This is a genomic window from Comamonas suwonensis (assembly GCF_012844455.2).
In the GTDB taxonomy this organism is placed as follows: Bacteria; Pseudomonadota; Gammaproteobacteria; order Burkholderiales; family Burkholderiaceae_C; genus Comamonas; species Comamonas suwonensis.
In genome coordinates, this window is sequence record NZ_JABBCQ020000005.1 from 239,936 (window position 1) to 260,414 (window position 20,479).

Below are 20,479 nucleotides of genomic sequence, written 5' to 3' on the forward strand. Positions count from 1 at the left end.
GTTTATATAGGAATCGCTTCGGCCCCGGGGGATTTTGGTCTCCCATAGTCAACGATTCTTGATTTTGCCAACACCATTGCTTAGGTCTTTGGAATTTAAGTCACACCGCCTGATAGCCGCTTAAGAACATGAACAACTCCAGAGCATTCACATCCTCCCAATGGCTGCAGCCGCACAACCTGCTGAAAATCTCGGTTGGGGTCGCGCTGCTGACCATTGTTTTGAAAACGCTGGCCTGGTGGTTGACGGGCTCTGTCGGCTTGCTGTCGGATGCGCTGGAATCCTTTGTGAATCTGGCCGGAGCCATGTTCGCCCTGACCATGGTGACTGTGGCCAAGCGCCCAGCGGATGCCGAGCATCCCTATGGACACCACAAGGCGGAGTACTTCTCGGCCGGGTTTGAGGGCGTGCTGGTCATGGGGGCCAGCCTGGCTATCGCATGGGCCGCGCTGTCGAGACTGTGGAACCCTCAGCCGCTGGAGCAACTGAGCTGGGGCCTGATGCTGTCGCTGGTCAGCACCGTTTTCAATGGCCTGCTGGCCTGGGTCATGCTGCGCTCGTCGCGGAAATTTCGCTCCATGGCCCTGGCGGGGGATGCCAAGCATCTGTTCACCGATGTTTGGACCTCGATCGGCGTGGTGGTCGGCCTGCTGGCCGCTGCCTTGACGGGGTGGCTCTGGGTCGATGCGCTGGTCGCATTGGCTGTCGCCATCCATATTTTTATTCAAGGCATGCAGCTGGTCTGGCAGTCCTCGCAAGGCTTGATGGATCAGGCGCTGAATGCGCCGCAGCGCCTCAAGATCGATACGCTGCTGGATGGCTACGCCAAGCGCAGCGAAGGGGTGAGCTTTGACAATATTTACAGCCGCCAGGCGGGGGAGCGCAGCTTTGTGGACTTTCACATGCATGTTCCAGGCCAGTGGAGCGTGCAGCGCGCGGCACAATTGCGCACTGAAATTGAAGCGGCGCTACTGCAGGCCATACCGGGTCTGTACGCCCGGATTGAGTTGCTTCCCATGGGCATGAACACCGTCAGTGAAGTCGCGGATGGTGACGCTGGCGTTGAAGTTGGGCGAGAAGCACCAGGCGCGGCACAGGAAGGTTTCCGAGAATGATGAGTGTGATTCAGCGCGTCAAGCAGGCGCGTGTGGAAGTCGATGGCCGCATGACCGGCCAGATCGAACAAGGCCTGCTGGCGCTGGTCTGTGCCGAGCGTGGCGATACCGAGGTGGAGGCCGACAAGCTGCTGGCCAAGATGCTCAAGTTGCGCATCTTCAGCGATGAGGCAGGGAAGATGAACAAAAGCGTGCAGGATGTGGGTGGCGGCCTGCTCATCGTCAGTCAGTTCACGCTGGCAGCGGATACCAAGGGCGGCAACCGCCCCAGCTTTACTGCTGCAGCCACCCCCGATGAAGGCCGGCGCCTCTACAACTACTTTGTGGACAAGGCCCGCGCAGCCCACCCCGCGGTGCAGACCGGTGAATTTGCCGCCGACATGCAGGTGCATCTGGTGAACGACGGGCCGGTGACTATTCCCCTGCGCATAGAGCCAGCGGTAAACCCACAGTCGTAAATCAGGGCTTAGAGGGCGCATGCCCCATGGCAGTCAGGGGCCAAGCTGAAGCCTGACAAGGCGTGGATGGAATGGCCCCGGATAATTCAGCCCTATGAATACCTCCACCAGCGCCGCCAAGGCCACTGATTCCTCCGCTTTCTCGGCGCTGCCCCTGTCCCCTGAAATGCTGGCCAACCTCCAGCAATTGGGCTACACGCAGATGACGCCCATTCAGGCTGCCAGTTTGCCACTGACCCTGCAAGGCAAGGACCTGATTGCTCAGGCCAGCACCGGCAGCGGCAAGACCGCCGCCTTTGGCTTGCCCATGGTGGATCGTCTCAATCCTCGCTGGTTTGCCGTCCAAGCCCTGGTGCTGTGCCCCACGCGCGAGCTGGCCGATCAGGTCGCTACCGAAATCCGCCGTCTGGCGCGCGCGCAGGAAAACATCAAGGTCGTGACCGTCTATGGCGGCGTGCCCTCGCGCAACCAGATCGCATCGCTGGAGAACGGTGCCCACATCGTTGTTGGCACACCCGGCCGCGTGATGGACCTGATGGAGCGCGGCAAGCTCGACATCAGCAACCTCAAGACTCTGGTGCTGGACGAAGCCGATCGCATGCTGGACATGGGCTTCTTCGGCGACATCGTCACCGTCGCAGAGCAGTGCCCGGCAGATCGCCAGACCCTGCTGTTCTCGGCCACCTATCCTGAAGGCATTGCCAGTCTTGCCAATCGCTTCATGCGCGACCCGCAGACCGTGAAGGTGGCTGCACAGCACAGCGCCGGCAAGATCGAGCAGCGCTGGTACGAGGTGGCCGCCCGCGACAAGGTGGCAACCGTGGCCAAGCTGCTCGCCCACTTCCGCCCTGAATCGACCATTGCCTTTTGCAATACCAAGCAGCAATGCCGTGACGTGGTGACGGCGCTGCAGGCCGAAGGCTTCAGCGCGCTGGCGCTGTTTGGCGAGCTGGAGCAGCGCGAGCGCGACGAAGTACTGGTGCAGTTTGCCAACAAGAGCTGCAGCGTGCTGGTGGCGACCGATGTGGCTGCGCGCGGCCTGGATATTGCCGACCTGTCCGCCGTCATCAATGTGGATGTGACGCCGGATTCGGAAGTGCACATCCACCGCATTGGCCGCACAGGCCGCGGCGATGCAGAAGGTCTGGCGCTGAATCTGGTCAGCATGGACGAGATGGGCAGCGTGGGCAAAATCGAGCAATTGCAAGGCCGTGCGTCGCAGTTCTTCCCTGTCGATGAGCTGACCCCCGCGGCTGGTGGCGAGCTGCTGCCCCCCATGATGACCATTCAGATCATTGGCGGGCGCAAGGAGAAAATCCGCGCTGGCGACGTGATGGGAGCCATGTGTGCCGACTTTGGCTACAGCCGTGACCAGATCGGCAAGATCAGCGTCAACGATTTCTCCACCTATGTGGCGGTGGACCGCAAGATTGCCTCGGCAGCCTGTGCCAAGCTCAATGGTGGCAAGGTCAAGGGCAAGACGGTGCGCGCACGTCTGCTGTAAAAATATCAGTCAAATTGGCCTCAAGCACTTTTGTGTAAAGCGCTGAGTGCTCCTAAAAAGCCTTCTCGACGCCTTTCGTTGCTGAGAAGGCTTTTTGCTTTGGGTTGGCGTAGGGCTCAACCTCTGGCGAAGAACAGTCCCGCCATCACCAGCCCCGTGGCCACAATGCCCCAGCGCAGGATGTGGGCCGGAATCTTGCGCGCTACGCGTGCGCCGCCGTAGCCGCCTGCAGTGGCTGCGACCATCATCACCAGCGCTTGCTCCCATTGCACGATCCCGCCCACGGCGTAGATGGTGACGGCAATGGCCGTGAGCAGGGCTGAGACCAGGTTTTTCATGCCGTTCATGGCGTTCAGCTGGGTCTGGCCCAGCAGGCCGAACAGGGCCAGCAGCAAGATGCCCAGACCGCCGTTGAAGTAGCCTCCGTACACCGTCACGATCAGCATGCCGATAGCAGCCTTGCTGGTATTGGTTGCCTTGAGTGTGGCGCTGCCGGCATTCTTGCCCGAGGCCCAGGCACGCAGCTGCGGGGCGAAGGCAAACATGGCGGTGGCGGCCAGCAGCAGCCAGGGAACGACTTTCCGGAAGGTCTCATCGGGGGTAAACAGCAGCAGCGCGGCCCCCGCAGAGCCGCCAACCAGCGATAGAGCGATCACCTGCTTCATTGACAGGCCGGGCGGCGACTGCATATCGTCCTTGAAGCCCCAGGCGCCCGCCATATAGCCAGGCAGCAAGGCCACGGTGCCGGTGGCGTTTGCCACCACAGGGGGGACGCCGGTAAAGACCAGCGCAGGCAGGGTCAGAAAGCTGCCGCCGCCAGCCACGGCGTTGAGCGCGCCAGCGGCAAAGGCAGCGACCAGCAGCAGGGCGAGGTGGCCCAGGTTGTCCATGGATTGGTCTCCTGATTGGGAATCTTGTGGTGCGCCGATCTATTGGAGATCGAACCACTTAATTATTTTTAGAAATAAAAAAATGTAAAAACAGTATTTTGAGAAATAAACCAATGTTTTGACAATCACTTCTTACGTTAAGGAGTGTTGTCGTGAATCTGCCCCGTTTCTTCTCTCGCACCGCGTGGGCCTTGCTGGCCGCTACTGGCGTGCAGGGTGCAGCCATGGCTCAGCAGCCTGATTTTCCGGCGCGCTCCGTCAAGCTGGTGGTGGCGAACGGCGCGGGCAGCGCGCCTGATTTGCTGGCGCGCCAGGTGGGCAATGTGGTGGGCAAGGAATGGAAGCAGGCCGTTGTGGTGGAGAACAAGGGCGCAGCAGGCGGCGTCTCGGCCGTGGATGCCGTAGTCAAGGCCCAGCCCGATGGCTACACCCTGCTGGTGGGCGGCGATAGTGCCATCACCATCATGCCCAATGTGCAGCGCAACTTGCCTTATGACGTCAAGAACGACCTGGTGCCGGTGACCAAGCTCGGCCAGTCCGACTTTGTGTTGGTGGCCAACCCGAAGAAGGGTTTCAAGACCGTGCAGGACTTTGTGAGCTATGCCAAGGCTCACCCCGGCAAGATCAACTACGCATCGTCCGGTACGGGCGGTGCCCAGCATCTGGCGATGGAGCAGTTCAAGCAGCGCGCAGGCTTTTTCGCCACGCATATTCCCTATCGCGGTGGCCCCCAAGGTCTTCAGGATGTGCTGGCGGGTCAGGTCGATGTGATGTTGATTGCGGTGGCACCCGCCATCACGCAGATTCAAAGCGGCAAGCTGACCGCGCTGGCCGTGTCAGGCCTGCAACGCCATGCCTTGCTGCCCCAGGTGCAGACGCTGGCTGAGACGTACAAAGGCTTTGAGGCCGGAGCCTGGTTTGGTCTGTTTGCGCCCAAGGGCACGCCCGCCGCCTTGGTGCAAGCCATTGCACAGGATACGGACCGCGCCCTGAAGGACCCAGAGCTGCGCAAGAGTCTGCTGCAGCAAGGCATTACGCCTGTGGGTGAAGGCCAGCAGATCTTTGCCAAGCAGATCAAGACTGAAGATGTGCGCGTAGCGCAATTGGTGCGCACCATTGGCCTGAGCGTCGAGTAAACAGTCTCAGCATTAAAAAGCGGTCTGTCCAAGCACTAGCTTGGCCAGACCGCTTTGTTTTTGGTAGCGTCAATGCTGCTCAGCAGCTTACTGAGCGTACGGGTCCTCAAACCCCATCTCTTTCATGATGTCGCTCTCGTAGGCTTCCATCTCCTCGGCATCTTCCTCGCTGGTCTCATGGTCCCAGCCCTGCGCATGCAGCGTGCCGTGCACCAGCAGGTGGGCGTAATGCTCTTCCAGCGTCTTGTTCTGCTCTTTGGCTTCGCGCTCCACCACGGGGGCGCAGAGAACCAGGTCGGCCATCACGGTTGGTTCTTGCTGGTAGTCAAAGGTCAGCACATTGGTCGCGTAATCCTTTTGACGGAATTCGCGGTTGAGCTTCTGGCCTTCTTCGGTGTCGACAATGCGCACGGTGATCTCGGCATCCACCGCCAGCGCGTGGCGAATCCAGGTCGTGACCTTGCTGCGGGTCAGCAGTTCGCGGTGGGCTGTGGCTTCGGCAGAGGGGCCAAATTGCAGAGACAGTTGCAGTTGATTTAGAGACATTTTGGCTTGTAGCGCTTATTTGGTAAGCGCTGGTAGCTATGAAGTTTGATTAAAGCTCATCTGCCGTAGGCAGCGGGCGGCTGGCTCGGGGCTTGGGGGCTTTGGGTGCGCTCGTGCCTTCGGTCACACGGCCACGGGCGTCGTAAGCATCCACAATGCGGGCGACCAGCGGGTGGCGCACCACGTCCACACTGGTGAAGTGATTGACGGAGATGCCCTTGACGCGGCGCAGCACGCGCTCGGCATCGACCAGGCCGCTGGGCGCACCCTTGGGCAAATCCACCTGGCTCACGTCGCCTGTCACCACGGCCTTGGCACCAAAGCCGATGCGGGTGAGAAACATCTTCATCTGCTCGGGCGTGGTGTTCTGGGCTTCGTCCAGAATCACAAAGGCGTTGTTCAGCGTGCGCCCGCGCATAAAGGCCAGCGGCGCGATCTCGAGCACATTGCGCTCAAAAGCCTTTTGCACTTTCTCGTAGCCCATCAGGTCGTACAGCGCGTCGTACAGCGGGCGCAGATAGGGGTCTACCTTCTGTGTCAGGTCGCCGGGCAGAAAGCCCAGACGCTCGCCAGCCTCGACAGCAGGGCGAGTCAGCACAATGCGCTGCACGGCGCTGCGCTCCAGCGCATCGACGGCGCAGGCCACGGCCAGATAGGTCTTGCCGGTACCTGCGGGGCCAATGCCGAAGGTAATGTCATGCTTGGCAATGTTCTCCAGGTACAGCGCCTGATTGGGCGTGCGAGCCCGCAGATCGGCGCGGCGCGTGGTCAGCTGGGGCGCGGTCAGGTCGGCTTCCAGCATTTCGACATCGCCAGCCAGCATCAGTTGCAGGGTATCGTCGGCGATGACGTCGTCAGCCAGCTCATACAGGGCTTGCAGCAGTTCCAGCGCTTCATTGGCCTTGGCTTTGGGGCCGTCGATCTTGAACTGCTCGTGGCGGTGAGCGATCTTGACGCCCAGCGCAATTTCAATGGTGCGCAGGTGCGCGTCCGTCGGTCCGCAGAGATGGGACAGGCGTGAGTTGTGGTGGGGAGTGAAAGAGTGGCGCAGGATCACGCGGATAATTTCTCAAAAGATGGCCGCACAGTGCGGCAAAGGACTTCAATGATAGGCAAATTGACTGGAACGCTGCTGGAAAAAAACCCGCCCGAGGTATTGGTGGACTGCGGCGGTGTGGGCTACGAAGTGCAAGTGCCCATGAGCACCTTCTACAACCTGCCCGCCAACGGCACCAAGGTGGCCTTGCTGACCCATTTTGTAGTGCGCGAAGACGCCCAGCTGCTGTTTGGCTTTGCCACAGCCCGCGAGCGTCAGACGTTTCGCGAACTCATCAAGATCACTGGCGTGGGCCCGCGCATGGCGCTGGCCGTGCTCAGTGGTCTGAGCATTGATGATCTCGCGGATGCGGTATCGCAGCAGGAAGCAGGGCGATTGGTCAAAGTGCCGGGTATTGGCAAAAAAACGGCCGAACGCCTGCTGCTCGAGCTCAAGGGCAAGATCGGGGCAGATACCGGCGCGCAGTCGCTTTTTGCCAATAACAATGACCAGAACGATATTCAGCAGGCGCTGATGGCGCTGGGTTACTCGGACAAGGAAGCGTCTGCCGCCCTCAAGAAACTCCCACCCGATGTAGGGGTGAGCGAGGGGATTAAGCTCGCGCTCAAGGCTTTGACGAAATAGCTTGCTGGCCCTGCGCCAGCCCGGTCGTGAACTGCAGGAGGACACGATATGAGGTGGTGGAGACAGGGCAGGCGCATCGCCCCTCGATGTGCAAGTGTGGTGCTGGTCCTGCTGACCGCTTGCGGCGGAGGAGGAGGGGGCAGTGTTCCTGATCCAGGACCGGGGCCGGACGATGGCCCTGGCGTTGGTGGAGGAGGTGGCGGTGGTGTTGCCGGCACTGAAGACATCAACCCTCCGTCAGGTCCGCCCAAAGCCTATGTGCTGGATTCGCTGGTGGTTCCTGCGGCGGAATCTGCGGCAGCGACCAGAGGCGTGGCGCTGTCCACTGCCGCTGTGCGGCCTCAGGCCGTCAGTCTGGCGTTACCGCAGTGGAGTAATGCCCCGCTGCCTTTAATGCCTGTGCCAGGTCTGCCCATGCAAATAGGTGCGCCTCGGGACTTGTCTTCGTTGCAGTCTGCAGGAGACATGTCCCGAATGCTGAAGTGGACCGAGGAACCCGATGGCGGGCTGGTCGCGGCGATCAGCATTACCTCCACCGGTGCCTATGGGGTGCGCCTGGGGCTGGTTGTTGATGCCTTGCCGGATGCGGCCCAGATTCGTTTGTACCGGCAGGACCGCACCAAGACGGGATTTGAGACCACGGGCCAGGCCATCAACGAGGCCATTGCTCGAAATCGTCGCGTCGATGGCAATACGCAGGCGGCCCGCATCTGGTGGACGCCTGACCAGGGGGCCGAAGAGGTCACTCTGGAAATCGGCCTGCCCGCAGGGGTGCCCACTTCGCAGCTACGGATTGCCCTTCCCGCGCTCACTCACGCCTATATCAATCTGGCGTTGCCCATGCAGGCTGATTTGCGTGAGAATTTCGTCAGCAGGAATGTGGGCGATGCAGGTGACTGCGAGCAGGATGCCAGCTGTGCCAACCAGTATGCGACCGAACGCAATGCCTTGGCGCGCATGACTTATGTGGGTCCAGACAACCGTTATTACTACTGCACAGGCTCTTTGCTGAACAACACCAGGCTTGATTACACGCCGTACTTCCTGTCGGCCAACCACTGCATCTCTACGCAGGCATCGGCCACTTCGCTGCGTACCGACTGGTTCTTTCGTTCGGCCAGCTGCAACAGCTTTGAGCCCAATGCCCAGACCACCGCACTACAGCGTGGAGCGACCCTGCTTTATGCGGCGGCAGCCACTGATACCACGCTGATGCGACTCAATGAAGCGCCACCAGCTGGTGCCACGCTGACTGGCTGGGACGCTCGCGGCACAGCGGTGGCGGGTACGGCCATTTACGGCCTGCATCATCCGCAGGGCGACTGGCTCAAGTACAGCGAAGGTCAGGTACAGCGTCTGAGTAACTGTACGGTTGGCAATGGTGGTGTCACCTGCAGCCCTGGCAATGCGCAAAGCGATTATCTGAATATCAGCTGGAGCAAGGGCATCACCGAAGGTGGCAGCAGCGGATCGTCCATTTTTGTGAACGGCCGCGTAGTGGGAACGCTGTCTGGCGGCAGCAGTTCATGTACGGCCAGCGGCGGATCCGATGTCTATAGCCGCTTCGACCGGGCTTTCAATAGCCCGATAGGGAACTGGCTGGCGCAGTAGCAGTCCGGAGGGACCCACAAGGGCGTTATTTGCCGGTCAATTTTTTGACCGCGGCTTCGGTTTGCTGCACATGGGCCAAAGGGTCGCTGCTGATGAGTGAAAACTTCACCTTGCCATCCTGTCCCACGACATAGGAAATACGGTTGGCCATGGCGGGGTTGGCAGCGGCTGCAGCGTCATAGGCCTTGATGGTCTGGGCCTTGGGGTCGGAGGCTACGGCAAATTGGTCGCGGCAGGCCTCGGTGGAAAAGCGCTTGAGCGTGTCGATGTCGTCATGCGACATGCCTACCACCGTGGCACCCATGGCGGTGAACTGAGGCGTGGCTTCGGCAAAGGCATGGGCTTCCAAAGTGCAGCCTTGGGTGAACGCCTTGGGGAAGAAGTACAGCACTACCGGCCCCTTTTTCAGCGCGGCGGCCATGTCAAAGTCAAACGCCTTACCAGCGACTGCCGCCGACGTCTTGAAGCTGGGCGCGGCATCGCCGACTTTGAGCGCCGCCTGAGCTGCGGGGGCTAGCAGGGCGGCGAGCAGCCAGGGGGCGAGCGGATGTATTTTGAACATGGCAAAGCCTTTAAGAACGTGTGTGCGGCCTCTACGATGCCATGGATTGTTCGTCATCCTTCATTCGCCTTGCTGTTGTCCTGCCTACTGCACTTTTGCTAGCCCCTTTGCTTGCGTGCTTACTTCGCGCTGCCCAGCGAGGTGCGGTATTCCAGCGCATAGGCTAGTTTGCCGGCCTTTTTGCCATCCGCAGGCTTGGGCGTGGGCAGTTCGGTATAGGTTGCCGTGCCAAAGGCCGTCATCTGGCCCATCTGCACGGCGTTGTAGCCCGAAGCGCCGATCATCTCCGCAGGGTTGGCGGCCAGCATCAGGTTGGATGCATCCTTGATGGCCTGCATATAGCCTCCGTCGGAGCCGTTGCCCGCCAGGTTCAGGTTGTACTGGCTCAATTTGAAATTACGCGGTGAGGCCTGCAGCCATTCGCCCCAGTAGAACTCCAGAAACTCGGAAGGATTGACCGGCTTGTTGTAGCCCACTTCGCGGGTGAAGTAGACCAGCGAGCGGAAGGGGTCGTCCTTGAGACCATTGGACAGGCCCAACTGACGCGGCAGATCTGCGGGAGTGATGGACGAACCATCAGGCAGCTTGAGCCAGACGAACTTATTGGCGCGCATGGTGCGCCAGAAGCTGGCGTTGTTGGCGTCCTTGTAATTGCCCTTGATCATCACCGGCATTTGCACCTGACCACCGGCCAGACCGGTCGCCACATTGCCGTTGCTGTTGGGTGCTTCCCAAAGGCTGGTGAAGCTGTGGTGTCCGTCGGTCAGGAAGAGCTGGCCTTTGGGGCCGACCACGGCGGTCTTCAGCAGGCTCTGGTAGTTGGCGACCTGGGCCTTGCAGGTGAAGCTGCTGCGGTCGTTGAGCTTGGAGCTGGCCGTAATGCCGCTCTTGGTCGTGGAGTCCTGGCCGCTGTCTTCGCACAAATCGTCAAAGGCTTTTTGCCATTGCGTGGAGGCCGCGCTGCCGGTCGCAGTGTGGGTATAGCGACCCTGCTTGTAGTAGATCTGGTCGAAGCCGATGGCGGGTTGCGTGGGCAGGGCATCTGCCAGCGTGATCATGACCGGGTCGGTGCTGGCTGCGCTCTTGTCCAGGTACTTGGGCAGCACTGCTTGCTCGGGCAACCGCTGGCACGCGCCCAGTGCACTGGTGTCGGTATCTGCGGGCCCGCTGCTGCCCGCGTAGTAGAAGCTGTTGGCCGAGACCGGCAGCAGCGTGCGCGCCGAACTGTTGCCGCTGGCCCATTGACCGCCGAACAAGCCGTTGGCCGCGCTGCCGGAGCCGGACGCCGTGTTGGCACTGAGCTTCAGGTCAATGTCGATGGTGTCGGTCTGCAGCAGGCCGTTGCCGATGGAGACATAGTGGCGCATGCTGCGGCCCGAGCTTCCTGGCTCGGGATGTGTGCACAGCCATTCGCCATCCAGCGCTGTGGCGGCCACGGGGGCCATGGCGGCAGACTGCAAGGTCCAGTTACCCGAGGTGAAGCTGCCAGCCGCACCGGCGCTGTAGACGTCAACGGATATGGCAGCTCCGTCGCTGCGCTTGCCCACCACGGCGCGGCCAATGCGTTGGCCGCCCAGCTCCAGCACCAGGGCGCCAGGGTAGGTGGTCTGATCGGGATCTACTGTCACGCGACCGGTGATGCTGTCGGTGCAGCTGTCGCTTGCGCCCTGGCCGGGGCAGACGCGCACAACGCCATCATTGGCAATCCGCAACTGGCCCGCGCTGGAGCTGGGGGCAGCGGGCTTGCCCGAGGCGGAGTAGACTGCCTCATTGCGCAGATAGTTGTAGGTGCCGGCCAGGGCACTGATCTGTGCTGCCCCCTGGTTGGAGGCGGTGAGCACACCCTGCAGCGATGCCGTCGAGGTGGCCGGGGTATCCAGCAAATTGGGCAAACCGTCAATGTTGCCGTTGACCAAACCGGTTTCCGCTGCAAAGCGCAGGGCGATGTCGCTCAGACGACTCACCAGAGCGGCGGGGGGATTGCTGCCCGTCACGGGCTGGAATTTCTGGGCCACGAACTGGCCGTTGGCATCCACGCTGTAGACGCTGGTGATGGCTCCGGTCAGGCCAAAGCGCGAATCCACAAAGCGCAGTGTGATCTGCTTGGTAGTGCTGTCCAGGCTCAATGCCACAGTATCGCCAAAGCTCAGCGTACCCAGGTAGCTGCTGCTGCCTGCAAGCGGAGCCAGTGCTGGTGCTGGTGCTGGAGCTGGTGCTGGTGCTGGAGCTGGTGCTGGAGCTGGTGCTGGTGCTGGTGCTGGAGCTGGTGCTGGAGCTGGAGCTGGTGCCGGGGCTGGTGATCCATCACCACCACCACAGGCCGCGAGGGTTGCCGAGGCTGCGACAAGAACGGAAACTTGGGCGAGGCTGCGGAGCACAGCGCCAGCTGGCGCAGGAGAGTTGAGGCGCATGGAGGGGACTTCAAGAGGAGGTGATGGAGAGAACGGTGCAAGCGCACCGACGTATCTACCGCGCAGAATTGCGTGAGGCGTTTGCACTGCATTCTGTGAAACACCCATGACGAAGCTGTGACATGAATGCGGCGCGAACAGCCTGGGCGCAACAGGGCGGCGCTAATGCGCGGCACAATTGAGGTCTATGACGATTCATGTGGACGAATTTGCGGCAACTCCCGCCCCCAAGCCTGCGCGTGATTCATCGCGTGACGCATTACGCGAGCCAATGCCGCGCGTGGTTTCGGCGGGCAGCGCCTTCGTGGGGGAGGACGCGCAGGAGCGCGCGTTGCGCCCCAAGCTGCTCGACGAATATGTGGGGCAGGCCAAGGCCCGAGAGCAGCTGGAGATCTTTATCGGCGCAGCCAAGATGCGCAACGAGGCACTTGACCATGTGCTGCTGTTTGGTCCTCCAGGGCTGGGTAAGACCACGCTGAGCCACATCATTGCGGCCGAACTGGGGGTGAATCTGCGCCAGACCAGCGGCCCGGTGCTGGAAAAGCCCAAGGATCTGGCGGCGTTGCTGACGAACCTTGAGCCCAACGATGTGCTCTTCATTGACGAGATTCATCGGCTAAGCCCGGTGGTTGAAGAAATTCTCTACCCGGCGCTGGAGGATTATCAGATCGACATCATGATTGGCGAAGGCCCGGCAGCCCGCTCCATCAAGCTCGATCTCCAGCCCTTCACGCTGGTGGGAGCCACCACGCGGGCAGGAATGCTCACAAACCCGCTGCGCGACCGCTTTGGCATCGTGGCGCGGCTGGAGTTTTATTCGTCGGAGGAGCTGACCCGTATCGTGCGCCGCAGCGCAGGCCTGCTCAAAGCGCCCATTGATGATGAAGGCTGCTTTGAAATCGCCCGCCGCTCACGCGGCACACCGCGGATTGCCAACCGTCTGCTGCGCCGCGTGCGTGACTATGCCGATGTGAAGGGTGATGGCCGCATCACCCGTGAGATTGCCGACAAGGCGCTGGCCATGCTGGATGTGGATCCGCAGGGCTTTGACATCATGGACCGCAAGCTGCTCGAAGCCGTGGTGCACCGCTTTGATGGCGGCCCGGTCGGGCTGGACAATATCGCTGCCAGCATTGGTGAGGAGTCTGGCACGATTGAGGATGTGATTGAGCCTTATCTGATTCAGCAAGGATTTTTGCAGCGCACCCCGCGTGGGCGCATGGCGACCAAGGCTGCGTACCTGCATCTGGGTCTCAAAGTGCCCGATGCAGGTGGTGATGCCTGAAGGACTGCGGATCAGTTCTGCGGTCCGGCATTCCAGAAAGCCTGAATGACACCGGGCATGGCTTCGATCTGCGCCAGCACCTGATCCAGTTCTTCGGCATGCACGGCAGTGGCAAACAGCTCGGCCTCGATTTCGCTGTTGTGGGGCGGAATGTCGTGTTTCTCGATCGTGCGTACCGGGTAGTTGGCAGCCTCCAGCAGCTCCTGCATCTGCTCGCGGACATCGGCCTGTACGGCTTGCTGGCAGATGGCATAGACGTAGTAGGTCGCTTCGCTGGCATGCTCGGCCACGGGGTGGCGGTTGATGTAGTTGACGACGGGGCGCAGCAAGGTATTGCTGGCCAGCACGAACAGGGTGGCGATTCCGGCTTCTGGCAGCATCCCTGCTCCAGTGCAGGCACCCACGGCGGCTGATCCCCAGAGCGTTGCAGCTGTGTTCAGACCCGTGATATTGGCACCTTCCTTCATGATGGCACCAGCGCCCAGAAAGCCGACGCCCGAGACCACATAGGAGATTACCCGGGTGGATCCGTCGGCCCCCGAGATGCGCATGGCCAGGTCCACGAATACGGCGGCACCTACGGCCACCAGCGTGTTGGTGCGTAAACCCGCCGTGCGCTGGCGTATCTGCCGCTCCAACCCGATGATGCTGCCGCAGACAAAGGCCACGAGCAGGCACAGCACGGTGTTGAGCGTTGCCAGGAGATTGAAGTTTTGCAGAGCTTGCATGCGTTGGGTTTCTGTTAGCGCGCCTGTGGTCGCAGCGGTTGGGGTGGAGATTGGCAGGTGCTGCGCACAGCATAGGCCAGGCAGATGACGTTCGGTGAGATTGGCGCTGCCTGTCGGACTTCAGCTCATCAGGCGCAGATCATTCATCTCATCAGAGAAGGCTTACGCCTTGAGCAGTGCTTCACGCCTGCCGCAAAGACCGGCGCAGACTGCGAAACCAGCTGCGGCGCTTCGTGGGATGCTTGGCGGAAGGGGCACTCAGGCTTTGCCATTGCCTTTGCGCATGCAGGGGGAGCTGGTTCAGTACGACTTCGCGTTGCCGGGGCTCCAGCAGAGACAGTGCATCCGCCCGCTTGCGGGGCGGGAGCGCGGCAAGCACCGAGGCGAATTCAGCGTGCTGCTGGTTTGAGCCCAGATGGCGTAATACATCGGCATGGCGCAATTCCAGGGCGCGAACGACGGCTTTTTGCAGGCCTTGCGAGGCCGTGGGGGTATGAGAGGGGCGCAGGCTGAGCTGCAGAAGGCGTTGCATGGGCTAACTCCTTGATGGCCTGTGGGCCAGAGCTAGCGCCAGACTTCAGAAAGTCATGCGCGATCCGGCCTCGATGGCAAATGGCAAAACAAATGCATGTCACGGCTTAGGCCGATGGACACGCACGCGGCAATGATTGACACCTGCATGCAGGCGGCAGGTGTGCAGCAAGATCGACTTGGGTCGGGATCCATACGTGGTCCTTTGTGAAGGATTGACAATGGTCTGCGGCGCTTGGGTCAGCGTCCTCGCAGCAGTTTTACATCAGCCAAAAGCGGCGAATGCGATGTGTGGGCCAGTCGGTCCGGGCATCGAGTTCCGCAGTCTGCTGTAAGGCCTTGGGGGGCGTTAGTGGCGGATGTGCTGTCGTTGCATTACGGGGAGCGGACGGCAAAGTGTCTCTGCGGCGAAACCGGCAGATGAAGCGGTTGAGTTGTTGGCGCATGGCGTACTCCTTTCTCGGCGAGCAGGAACGGAACGCACAAGTTCTGCGTTGTGGTCGCCTGCCGACCGGAAATGGCCGCAGCGACGCACATCGAGTTTTCAGTGATACACCATCACTGCTTCGGGTTTGCGAACGTGCAAACAAGCCGCCATACGAGGATGGCCCGAAAAACAGGTTGAGGTGAAGGCGCGATGCAAGGAGCGGGTCGGTCGGTGACGACACCCGGTCCGGGGAGTCTATCAGGCGACCAGCTGCGCAGCCGTTGCGGCGTGCGATAAATCACTGGTTGAACTGGCACTGTCCACGTAGGGACTCCTGAAATTGCAATCCTTTGATTATCCGCAGAGTGCGGGCTAGGGTCAACCCTTGTCTTGATTGGAGGCTGTACCAGACGACCCCGGGGCTAGCCCGCCAGCGAGCTGGTACGGCGGCGAACTTACGTGGGCTGTGTCGATGGCAATCTTTCAGGTTGCGCAGACAAATCGGTGGCTGTGTGCGGTCGGGCTTGCCAGCGCAGGCTGCCCTGCACAATCAGCGCCTGCGCAACGTAATAGCTGGCAAGCACCCAGATGGCTGCCCACGGTAGCGGTTGCACAAATCGGTTGATAGCCAGAATGCTGTCACTGACCATGAAGGCGCTGGCACCCAGCGCGACTAGCAATGCAGAGCGGTCTTGCTGCACCCGATAGCGGCCCCAGGCCTGAGCCGCCATCAGCGCAATGACGCTGACATACACCGCCACGGGAATGCGCATGGCCGCTGGCAGTCCATGCGTGAACAGGTAGGCGTACATGGCTGCGCCAATGGTTGCAATCAGCCACAGCGCGCGGCGGCTGGCAAACCATGGGGTATCGGTTTTGAATAAAGCGATGTAGCAGGTATGGGCCAGAAAAAAGCTGATCAGGCCGGGAATGAACAGGCTCAGCCTGAACTGCCCGTCGAGCATCAGAAAGACATCGCCGCTCAACGAACAAACAATAGCTGCCAGCAGCAAATAGACATGGTTTTTAGATGTTTTTTGTATTGAAATCCATGCAGGGCTGACGCATGTAGCTATGCATAAAAGAGCAAAACCCATGGTCGCTGGTTTGAACAGCCAGTGCCATTCACGCATTCCCAGGGCGGCGGTGGCCGTGGCCAGTGCGCCGCTTTGCAGCATCAGGGCCATCCATGGGCTGATGCGTCCCTGCATGGCAGCGCCTAGCGCCCATTGCCCGGTCAACAGCACTCCAAACCAGATCAGATTGCTGGCCAGCGGCGACTGGTCAGCCTGCCAGAGAAAGATCGCTGTGCCCGTCACCAGAGCCAAAAACTGCAGGCCGGCAAACCAGCGCAGTGGCCGGCTCATGGGCGGCGCGTAAAGGATGCGGTGCGCATCCAGGTCAAAGACCGGCTTGGGGAAGCGCTGCGCTACATCGGTAGGTCGCCAACCCGGTGGCTTGAGCCAGACGCGGACCTTGTCCAGCCAGTTGCGGGCATGCCAGCTGTCATGCGCAAGCTGGCGGTAGACGGTGGCATTGGCCCACAGCGGGTCCCAGCTTTGCAGCAGCCCGCGCGTGCCGTAGACGCAGGGCTCTTTGTCATCTTCTTCCTTGAAGGTTCCAAAGAGACGGTCCCAGATGATGAGAATGCCGCCGTAGTTTTTGTCTAGATACTGCTCGTTGACGGCATGGTGCACGCGGTGATTGCTGGGCGAGCAAAACCAGCGGTCAAACCAGCCCAGCTTTTTGACCTGCTCGGTATGCACCCAGAACTGGTAGAGCAGATCGATCAGGCCCACCACAGCAAACACCAGGGGCGGCACGCCGGCCAGCGCCATGGGCAGGTAGAAAAGCCAGCCCAACAACGCACCAGAGCTGGTCTGGCGCAGCGCAGTAGAGAGATTGTAGGCCTGGCTCTGGTGGTGAACGGCATGGGCAGCCCAAAGTACGCCCACCTCGTGGCCCATGCGGTGCAGCCAGTAGTAGCAAAAATCGTAAAACAGCAGGGCCAGCACCCAGCCCGGCAGGCTCATCCAGAAGGTTTCAGCCTCGATCAGCGCCACATGGCTGGCGACAAAGGTGTAAATGCCCAGCGTCAATAGCTTGGTGAAAACAGCGCTGGTCTGGCTCAGCACGCCCAGATTCAGCGAGCTGATGGCATCGGCCAGTGCATAGGCGTTGCGCCCGCGTTTGAGGCCGATGAACCATTCCACGGCAATCAGTGCAAAAAAGACTGGCGTGGCCAGAACAATGACTTGGCTGGGGGTGAGCATGGCAGCAATTTTGGAGCGCTGGCCTTTGAGTGCGGGCTGGCGTGAACCCTGAAAAGCAGGGTATGCCGAGGTGTCTAGGGTGAACCAGCATTGCCAAGAACATCCTGTTATGGCAGCGATTTTTTAGCTCTGGGATAATCGACAGCCTAGTCCATCTACCGAAGGGGACGCTCAGTCGTCGCCTCCGGTCTTGCGGTCATGCTGCGCCACAGATTGCTCTGGCTCTGCATCGCCGTCCAACTGCTTGCCTGTCCATGTCCACACTCCGTCGCTCTCTTGTTGCGGCCGCTGCCTTGATGGCGGCTGGTCTGTCTGTTCCTGCCTTGGCTTCTGGTGACTGGCCTACGGTCAAGCCCATCACCTTGATCGTTCCCTTCAGCGCTGGTGGCAATGTGGACACCACGGCCCGCCTGATCGGGCAAAAGCTGGGCGAGCGTCTCAAGCAGCCTGTCGTCATCGACAACGTGCCCGGAGCCGGTGGCGTGCTGGGCGTGAGCAAGGCTGTCAAGGCCTCTGCTGACGGCTACACCCTGCTGATGGGCTTTGATGGCCCCATCAGCATCGCCCAGCTGGTCAACTCTGCCGTCAAGTACGATGCGGAAAAAGATCTGACCCCCGTGGGCCTGGTCACGATTGCGCCTGTGGTGGCCGTGGCCCGCCCCGGCCTGCCAGCGCACAACCTGAACGAGCTGATCGCACTGGCCCGCTCCAAGCCCGGATCGCTCACCTATGCCACCTCGGGCGTGGGCACCATGCTGCACCTGGCCATGGAAGTGCTGCAAGAGCGTGCCAAGATCAAGCTGGTGCATGTGCCTTATCGTGGCGGTGCCCAGATCACCAGCGATGTGATGGGTGGCCAGGTCGATATCGGCATGCTGACGACCACCAGTGCCACGCCCATGATTCAGCAGAAAAAGCTCGAAGGTCTGGGCGTGACATCGGCCAAGCGCATCGACGCCATTGCCGGAGTACCGACCTTTGGCGAAACGCCTGAGCTCAAGGGCTTTGACCTCAATACCTGGACCGGCCTGTTTGTGCCTGCCAAGACCCCGCAAGCCGTGGTCACCCGCCTGGCTACCGAGCTGGACGCCGTGCTCAAGATGCCCGATGTGCGCAAGCGCCTTGAAGACGGTGGCGCGACACCCGGCACGGGCACGCCCGCCAGCTTTACCCAGTTCCTGAAAAAGGAAAAAGTGGGTTATGCACAGATCGTGAAGTCCGCCGGCATTCAGGCGGAATAAGTCATGGTTGTGCCGCTGAACAAGATTCACGCTGAAATCCACCCGCCGGTGCTGCCCGAAGTGGCTGCCATTGCGCCAGACATGCTGGCCCTGCGCCATGACCTGCATGCCCACCCCGAGCTGGCCTATGAAGAGCACCGCACGGGCGACATTGTGGCGGCCAAGCTGGCCGCATGGGGCTATGAGGTGCACCGCGGTCTGGGCGATACCGGCGTGGTCGGCCAGCTGCGCTGTGGTGACCATGCGAATGGTCAATCTACAGGCAAGCGTCTGGGTCTGCGCGCTGACATGGATGCGCTGCCGATCCGCGAAACCACAGGCCTGCCTTATGCGAGTCAGCATGACGGCAAGATGCACGCCTGCGGCCACGACGGCCACACGGCAACCCTGCTGGCTGCGGCCAAGGTGATTGCCGAGAGCCAAGACCAGCTGAACGGCACCATCAACCTGATTTTTCAGCCCGCCGAAGAAGGCCATGGTGGTGCGCAGAAGATGGTCGATCAGGGCCTGTTTGAGCTGTTCCCCTGCGATGCGCTCTACGCCTTTCACAACGAGCCCGGCTACCCGGCGGGCCAGTTCGGCTTTCGTTCGGGCGTGATGTATTCCAGCTCGGACACGGCCATCATCACCATCCACGGCAAGGGCGGCCACGGTGCCATGCCCCATGTGGCGGTGGACCCCATCGTCGTGGCATCGCATCTGGTGCTGGCGCTGCAAACCATACGTTCGCGCGAGATCGACCCCAATGACATGGCCGTGGTCAGCATTGGTGCGATTCATGCGGGCGATGCACCCAATGTGATTCCCGAAACCTGCGAGCTGCGCATCACCATTCGTGCCCGTGACCCTGGCGTGCGCGAATTGCTGCGCGAGCGCATCACGGCCATGGCCCATGCGCAAGCGGCGGTGCACCGCGCTACCGCCGAGGTTGAGTACAAATGGCGTTATCCGCCCGTCATGAATGACGTGGCTGCTACGGATTTTGCAGTGGAGGTGGCCCGTGAGTTTCTGGGGGAGGAATGGCTGATTCCGAATCTGCAACCCCTGCAGGCCAGCGATGATTTCGCCATCATGCTCAATGCCGTGCCGGGCAACTACTTCATCGTCGGCAACGGCATGGGCGAAGGCGGCTGCATGGTGCACAACGCGGCCTATGACTTCAACGACAACCTGCTGCCGGTGACGGCCAGCTACTGGGTCAAGCTTGCCCAGGCCTATTTGCGCCGCGACTGATTTTGATATGAACCCCATTGATTTGACCGGCCAGAACCTGCCTGGCTTTGATGCCACGACCGACTACTGGCAAACCACCGTGACCGAGGCCGAGCTGGCCCAGTCGCCCCTGCCGCCCTACGCCCGCAGCTATCCGGCCCAACTGCCTGATGGACGCTATCTGTTGCTGCCGCTGCGCGGCATGCCCACGGCGGACGGATCGGCCCCGGACCGCTGCGTGGCTTCGCTGATTGCCAATCAGGCATCGATGGATGTGACGGAGCAACTGGCGCTGCACATGGCCAACGCCGCCAAGGTGCATGACTTTGACGTGGTGATTGGCCTGCCCACGCTGGGCCTGGCGTTTGCACCGCTGGTCGCCAAACATCTGGGCCACAGCCGCTATGTGCCGCTGGGTTACTCGCGCAAGTACTGGTATCGCGACGAGCTGAGCGAACCTGTCAGCTCCATCACCACGCCGGGCAAGGGTAAGCTGCTCTATGTGGACCCCAACCAGCTGAGCCTGATTGCGGGCAAGCGCGTGCTGGTGGTCGACGACGCGGTGAGCTCAGGCACGACCATGGTGTCGGGCCTGAATCTGCTGGCGCGTTGTGGTGCCGAGGTGGCCGCCATTGCCGTGGCCATGCGCCAGGGCACGCAGTGGCAGAAGAAGCTGGTGCGCGCCGATGGCTCGCCCATTCCGGTGGTCGGCGCGTACGACTGCCCGCGCATGGAGCGTCGTGCCGATGGCTGGTGGCCAGAAAGCGTCTGAGCTACTGCACTAATTGATAGCTGCTTGCGCTTGATTGATATGGGTTTCAGTGCATTAACTGCTTGAAACCGATATCTAAAAAGCGCTAGCAGCTTT

The 20,479-nt window shown here is 61.1% G+C and carries 19 protein-coding genes; 11 read left to right on the top strand and 8 right to left on the bottom strand.

Annotated features, from left to right (window positions below):
• Window positions 1-128 precede the first annotated feature (128 nt).
• From HF327_RS07890 to dbpA, 3 genes are all read left to right on the top strand, one after another.
• The gene (locus HF327_RS07890; RefSeq protein ID WP_169107706.1) at window positions 129-1,115 is read left to right on the top strand and encodes a cation diffusion facilitator family transporter; all 987 of its coding nucleotides are present in this window, start codon (window positions 129-131) and stop codon (window positions 1,113-1,115) included.
• Window positions 1,112-1,573, top strand: coding sequence for a D-aminoacyl-tRNA deacylase (dtd, locus tag HF327_RS07895; RefSeq protein ID WP_169107707.1), 462 nt, complete (start codon window positions 1,112-1,114; stop codon window positions 1,571-1,573). The genes HF327_RS07890 and dtd overlap by 4 nt, the downstream gene beginning before the upstream one ends.
• A 94-nt stretch (window positions 1,574-1,667) precedes the next feature.
• Complete coding sequence (dbpA, locus tag HF327_RS07900) at window positions 1,668-3,077, top strand: ATP-dependent RNA helicase DbpA (protein ID WP_169107708.1); 1,410 nt, start codon at window positions 1,668-1,670, stop codon at window positions 3,075-3,077.
• Between the two features lie 116 nt (window positions 3,078-3,193).
• On the opposite strand, the gene HF327_RS07905 is transcribed toward dbpA, so the two are convergent.
• A complete protein-coding gene (locus HF327_RS07905) occupies window positions 3,194-3,967 on the bottom strand; it encodes a sulfite exporter TauE/SafE family protein (RefSeq protein ID WP_169107709.1) in 774 nt (257 codons plus the stop codon).
• A gap of 152 nt (window positions 3,968-4,119) precedes the next feature.
• Between HF327_RS07905 and HF327_RS07910 the strand changes: the two genes are divergently transcribed.
• Window positions 4,120-5,103 carry a Bug family tripartite tricarboxylate transporter substrate binding protein gene (locus tag HF327_RS07910; protein WP_169107710.1) on the top strand — a complete coding sequence of 328 codons (984 nt, stop codon included), beginning with the start codon at window positions 4,120-4,122 and terminating at the stop codon, window positions 5,101-5,103.
• 87 nt (window positions 5,104-5,190) lie between these two features.
• Here HF327_RS07910 and ybeY read toward each other — a convergent pair whose 3' ends face one another.
• Together ybeY and HF327_RS07920 are read right to left on the bottom strand one after the other, a co-directional pair.
• Window positions 5,191-5,649: an rRNA maturation RNase YbeY gene (ybeY, locus tag HF327_RS07915; RefSeq protein ID WP_169107711.1), complete on the bottom strand. Its 459-nt coding sequence runs from the start codon at window positions 5,647-5,649 to the stop codon at window positions 5,191-5,193.
• A gap of 49 nt (window positions 5,650-5,698) precedes the next feature.
• On the bottom strand, window positions 5,699-6,706 hold the full coding sequence (locus tag HF327_RS07920) for a PhoH family protein (protein ID WP_169107712.1): 1,008 nt from the start codon (window positions 6,704-6,706) through the stop codon (window positions 5,699-5,701).
• A 48-nt stretch (window positions 6,707-6,754) separates the two neighbouring features.
• Between HF327_RS07920 and ruvA the strand changes: the two genes are divergently transcribed.
• Together ruvA and HF327_RS07930 are read left to right on the top strand one after the other, a co-directional pair.
• On the top strand, window positions 6,755-7,330 hold the full coding sequence (ruvA, locus tag HF327_RS07925) for a Holliday junction branch migration protein RuvA (RefSeq protein ID WP_169107713.1): 576 nt from the start codon (window positions 6,755-6,757) through the stop codon (window positions 7,328-7,330).
• A gap of 48 nt (window positions 7,331-7,378) precedes the next feature.
• Entirely contained in the window at window positions 7,379-8,941 is a 1,563-nt protein-coding gene (locus HF327_RS07930; RefSeq protein ID WP_169107714.1) for a trypsin-like serine peptidase, read from the top strand.
• A gap of 25 nt (window positions 8,942-8,966) precedes the next feature.
• On the opposite strand, the gene HF327_RS07935 is transcribed toward HF327_RS07930, so the two are convergent.
• Together HF327_RS07935 and HF327_RS07940 are read right to left on the bottom strand one after the other, a co-directional pair.
• A complete protein-coding gene (locus tag HF327_RS07935; RefSeq protein WP_169107715.1) occupies window positions 8,967-9,503 on the bottom strand; it encodes a peroxiredoxin in 537 nt (178 codons plus the stop codon).
• Window positions 9,504-9,622: 119 nt separating this feature from the next.
• A complete protein-coding gene (locus HF327_RS07940) occupies window positions 9,623-11,635 on the bottom strand; it encodes a ParB/Srx family N-terminal domain-containing protein (RefSeq protein ID WP_198460439.1) in 2,013 nt (670 codons plus the stop codon).
• 56 nt (window positions 11,636-11,691) lie between these two features.
• On the opposite strand from HF327_RS07940, the gene HF327_RS22295 reads away from it, so the two are divergent.
• The gene (locus HF327_RS22295) at window positions 11,692-11,907 is read left to right on the top strand and encodes a hypothetical protein (protein WP_198460440.1); all 216 of its coding nucleotides are present in this window, start codon (window positions 11,692-11,694) and stop codon (window positions 11,905-11,907) included.
• A gap of 194 nt (window positions 11,908-12,101) precedes the next feature.
• Complete coding sequence (ruvB, locus tag HF327_RS07950; protein ID WP_169107717.1) at window positions 12,102-13,199, top strand: Holliday junction branch migration DNA helicase RuvB; 1,098 nt, start codon at window positions 12,102-12,104, stop codon at window positions 13,197-13,199.
• Between the two features lie 11 nt (window positions 13,200-13,210).
• Here ruvB and HF327_RS07955 read toward each other — a convergent pair whose 3' ends face one another.
• From HF327_RS07955 to HF327_RS07965, 3 genes are all read right to left on the bottom strand, one after another.
• A complete protein-coding gene (locus HF327_RS07955) occupies window positions 13,211-13,927 on the bottom strand; it encodes an MgtC/SapB family protein (protein ID WP_169107718.1) in 717 nt (238 codons plus the stop codon).
• A 181-nt stretch (window positions 13,928-14,108) separates the two neighbouring features.
• Window positions 14,109-14,459: a magnesium and cobalt transport protein CorA gene (locus HF327_RS07960; protein WP_169107719.1), complete on the bottom strand. Its 351-nt coding sequence runs from the start codon at window positions 14,457-14,459 to the stop codon at window positions 14,109-14,111.
• An 881-nt stretch (window positions 14,460-15,340) separates the two neighbouring features.
• On the bottom strand, window positions 15,341-17,158 hold the full coding sequence (locus HF327_RS07965; RefSeq protein WP_169107720.1) for a lysoplasmalogenase family protein: 1,818 nt from the start codon (window positions 17,156-17,158) through the stop codon (window positions 15,341-15,343).
• 254 nt (window positions 17,159-17,412) lie between these two features.
• Between HF327_RS07965 and HF327_RS07970 the strand changes: the two genes are divergently transcribed.
• The 3 genes from HF327_RS07970 to HF327_RS07980 are packed head-to-tail and all read left to right on the top strand — an operon-like array spanning window position 17,413 to window position 20,383.
• Entirely contained in the window at window positions 17,413-18,399 is a 987-nt protein-coding gene (locus HF327_RS07970) for a Bug family tripartite tricarboxylate transporter substrate binding protein (RefSeq protein WP_169107721.1), read from the top strand.
• A 3-nt stretch (window positions 18,400-18,402) separates the two neighbouring features.
• Window positions 18,403-19,632 (top strand): M20 aminoacylase family protein, encoded by a 1,230-nt coding sequence (locus tag HF327_RS07975; RefSeq protein ID WP_169107722.1) that lies wholly within the window; start codon window positions 18,403-18,405, stop codon window positions 19,630-19,632.
• Between the two features lie 7 nt (window positions 19,633-19,639).
• Window positions 19,640-20,383 carry a phosphoribosyltransferase gene (locus HF327_RS07980; protein ID WP_169107723.1) on the top strand — a complete coding sequence of 248 codons (744 nt, stop codon included), beginning with the start codon at window positions 19,640-19,642 and terminating at the stop codon, window positions 20,381-20,383.
• Window positions 20,384-20,479: the final 96 nt, after the last annotated feature.

Excerpts from the sequence above, each read along its gene's own strand:
- HF327_RS07890 (WP_169107706.1), top strand. The coding sequence starts at position 129 with ATGAACAACTCCAGAGCATTCACATCCTCCCAATGGCTGCAGCCGCAC.
- dtd (WP_169107707.1), top strand. The coding sequence starts at position 1,112 with ATGATGAGTGTGATTCAGCGCGTCAAGCAGGCGCGTGTGGAAGTCGAT.
- dbpA (WP_169107708.1), top strand. The coding sequence starts at position 1,668 with ATGAATACCTCCACCAGCGCCGCCAAGGCCACTGATTCCTCCGCTTTC.
- HF327_RS07905 (WP_169107709.1), bottom strand. The coding sequence starts at position 3,967 with ATGGACAACCTGGGCCACCTCGCCCTGCTGCTGGTCGCTGCCTTTGCC.
- ybeY (WP_169107711.1), bottom strand. The coding sequence starts at position 5,649 with ATGTCTCTAAATCAACTGCAACTGTCTCTGCAATTTGGCCCCTCTGCC.
- ruvA (WP_169107713.1), top strand. The coding sequence starts at position 6,755 with ATGATAGGCAAATTGACTGGAACGCTGCTGGAAAAAAACCCGCCCGAG.
- HF327_RS07930 (WP_169107714.1), top strand. The coding sequence starts at position 7,379 with ATGAGGTGGTGGAGACAGGGCAGGCGCATCGCCCCTCGATGTGCAAGT.
- HF327_RS07935 (WP_169107715.1), bottom strand. The coding sequence starts at position 9,503 with ATGTTCAAAATACATCCGCTCGCCCCCTGGCTGCTCGCCGCCCTGCTA.
- ruvB (WP_169107717.1), top strand. The coding sequence starts at position 12,102 with ATGACGATTCATGTGGACGAATTTGCGGCAACTCCCGCCCCCAAGCCT.
- HF327_RS07955 (WP_169107718.1), bottom strand. The coding sequence starts at position 13,927 with ATGCAAGCTCTGCAAAACTTCAATCTCCTGGCAACGCTCAACACCGTG.
- HF327_RS07960 (WP_169107719.1), bottom strand. The coding sequence starts at position 14,459 with ATGCAACGCCTTCTGCAGCTCAGCCTGCGCCCCTCTCATACCCCCACG.
- HF327_RS07965 (WP_169107720.1), bottom strand. The coding sequence starts at position 17,158 with ATGCTCACCCCCAGCCAAGTCATTGTTCTGGCCACGCCAGTCTTTTTT.
- HF327_RS07970 (WP_169107721.1), top strand. The coding sequence starts at position 17,413 with ATGTCCACACTCCGTCGCTCTCTTGTTGCGGCCGCTGCCTTGATGGCG.
- HF327_RS07975 (WP_169107722.1), top strand. The coding sequence starts at position 18,403 with ATGGTTGTGCCGCTGAACAAGATTCACGCTGAAATCCACCCGCCGGTG.
- HF327_RS07980 (WP_169107723.1), top strand. The coding sequence starts at position 19,640 with ATGAACCCCATTGATTTGACCGGCCAGAACCTGCCTGGCTTTGATGCC.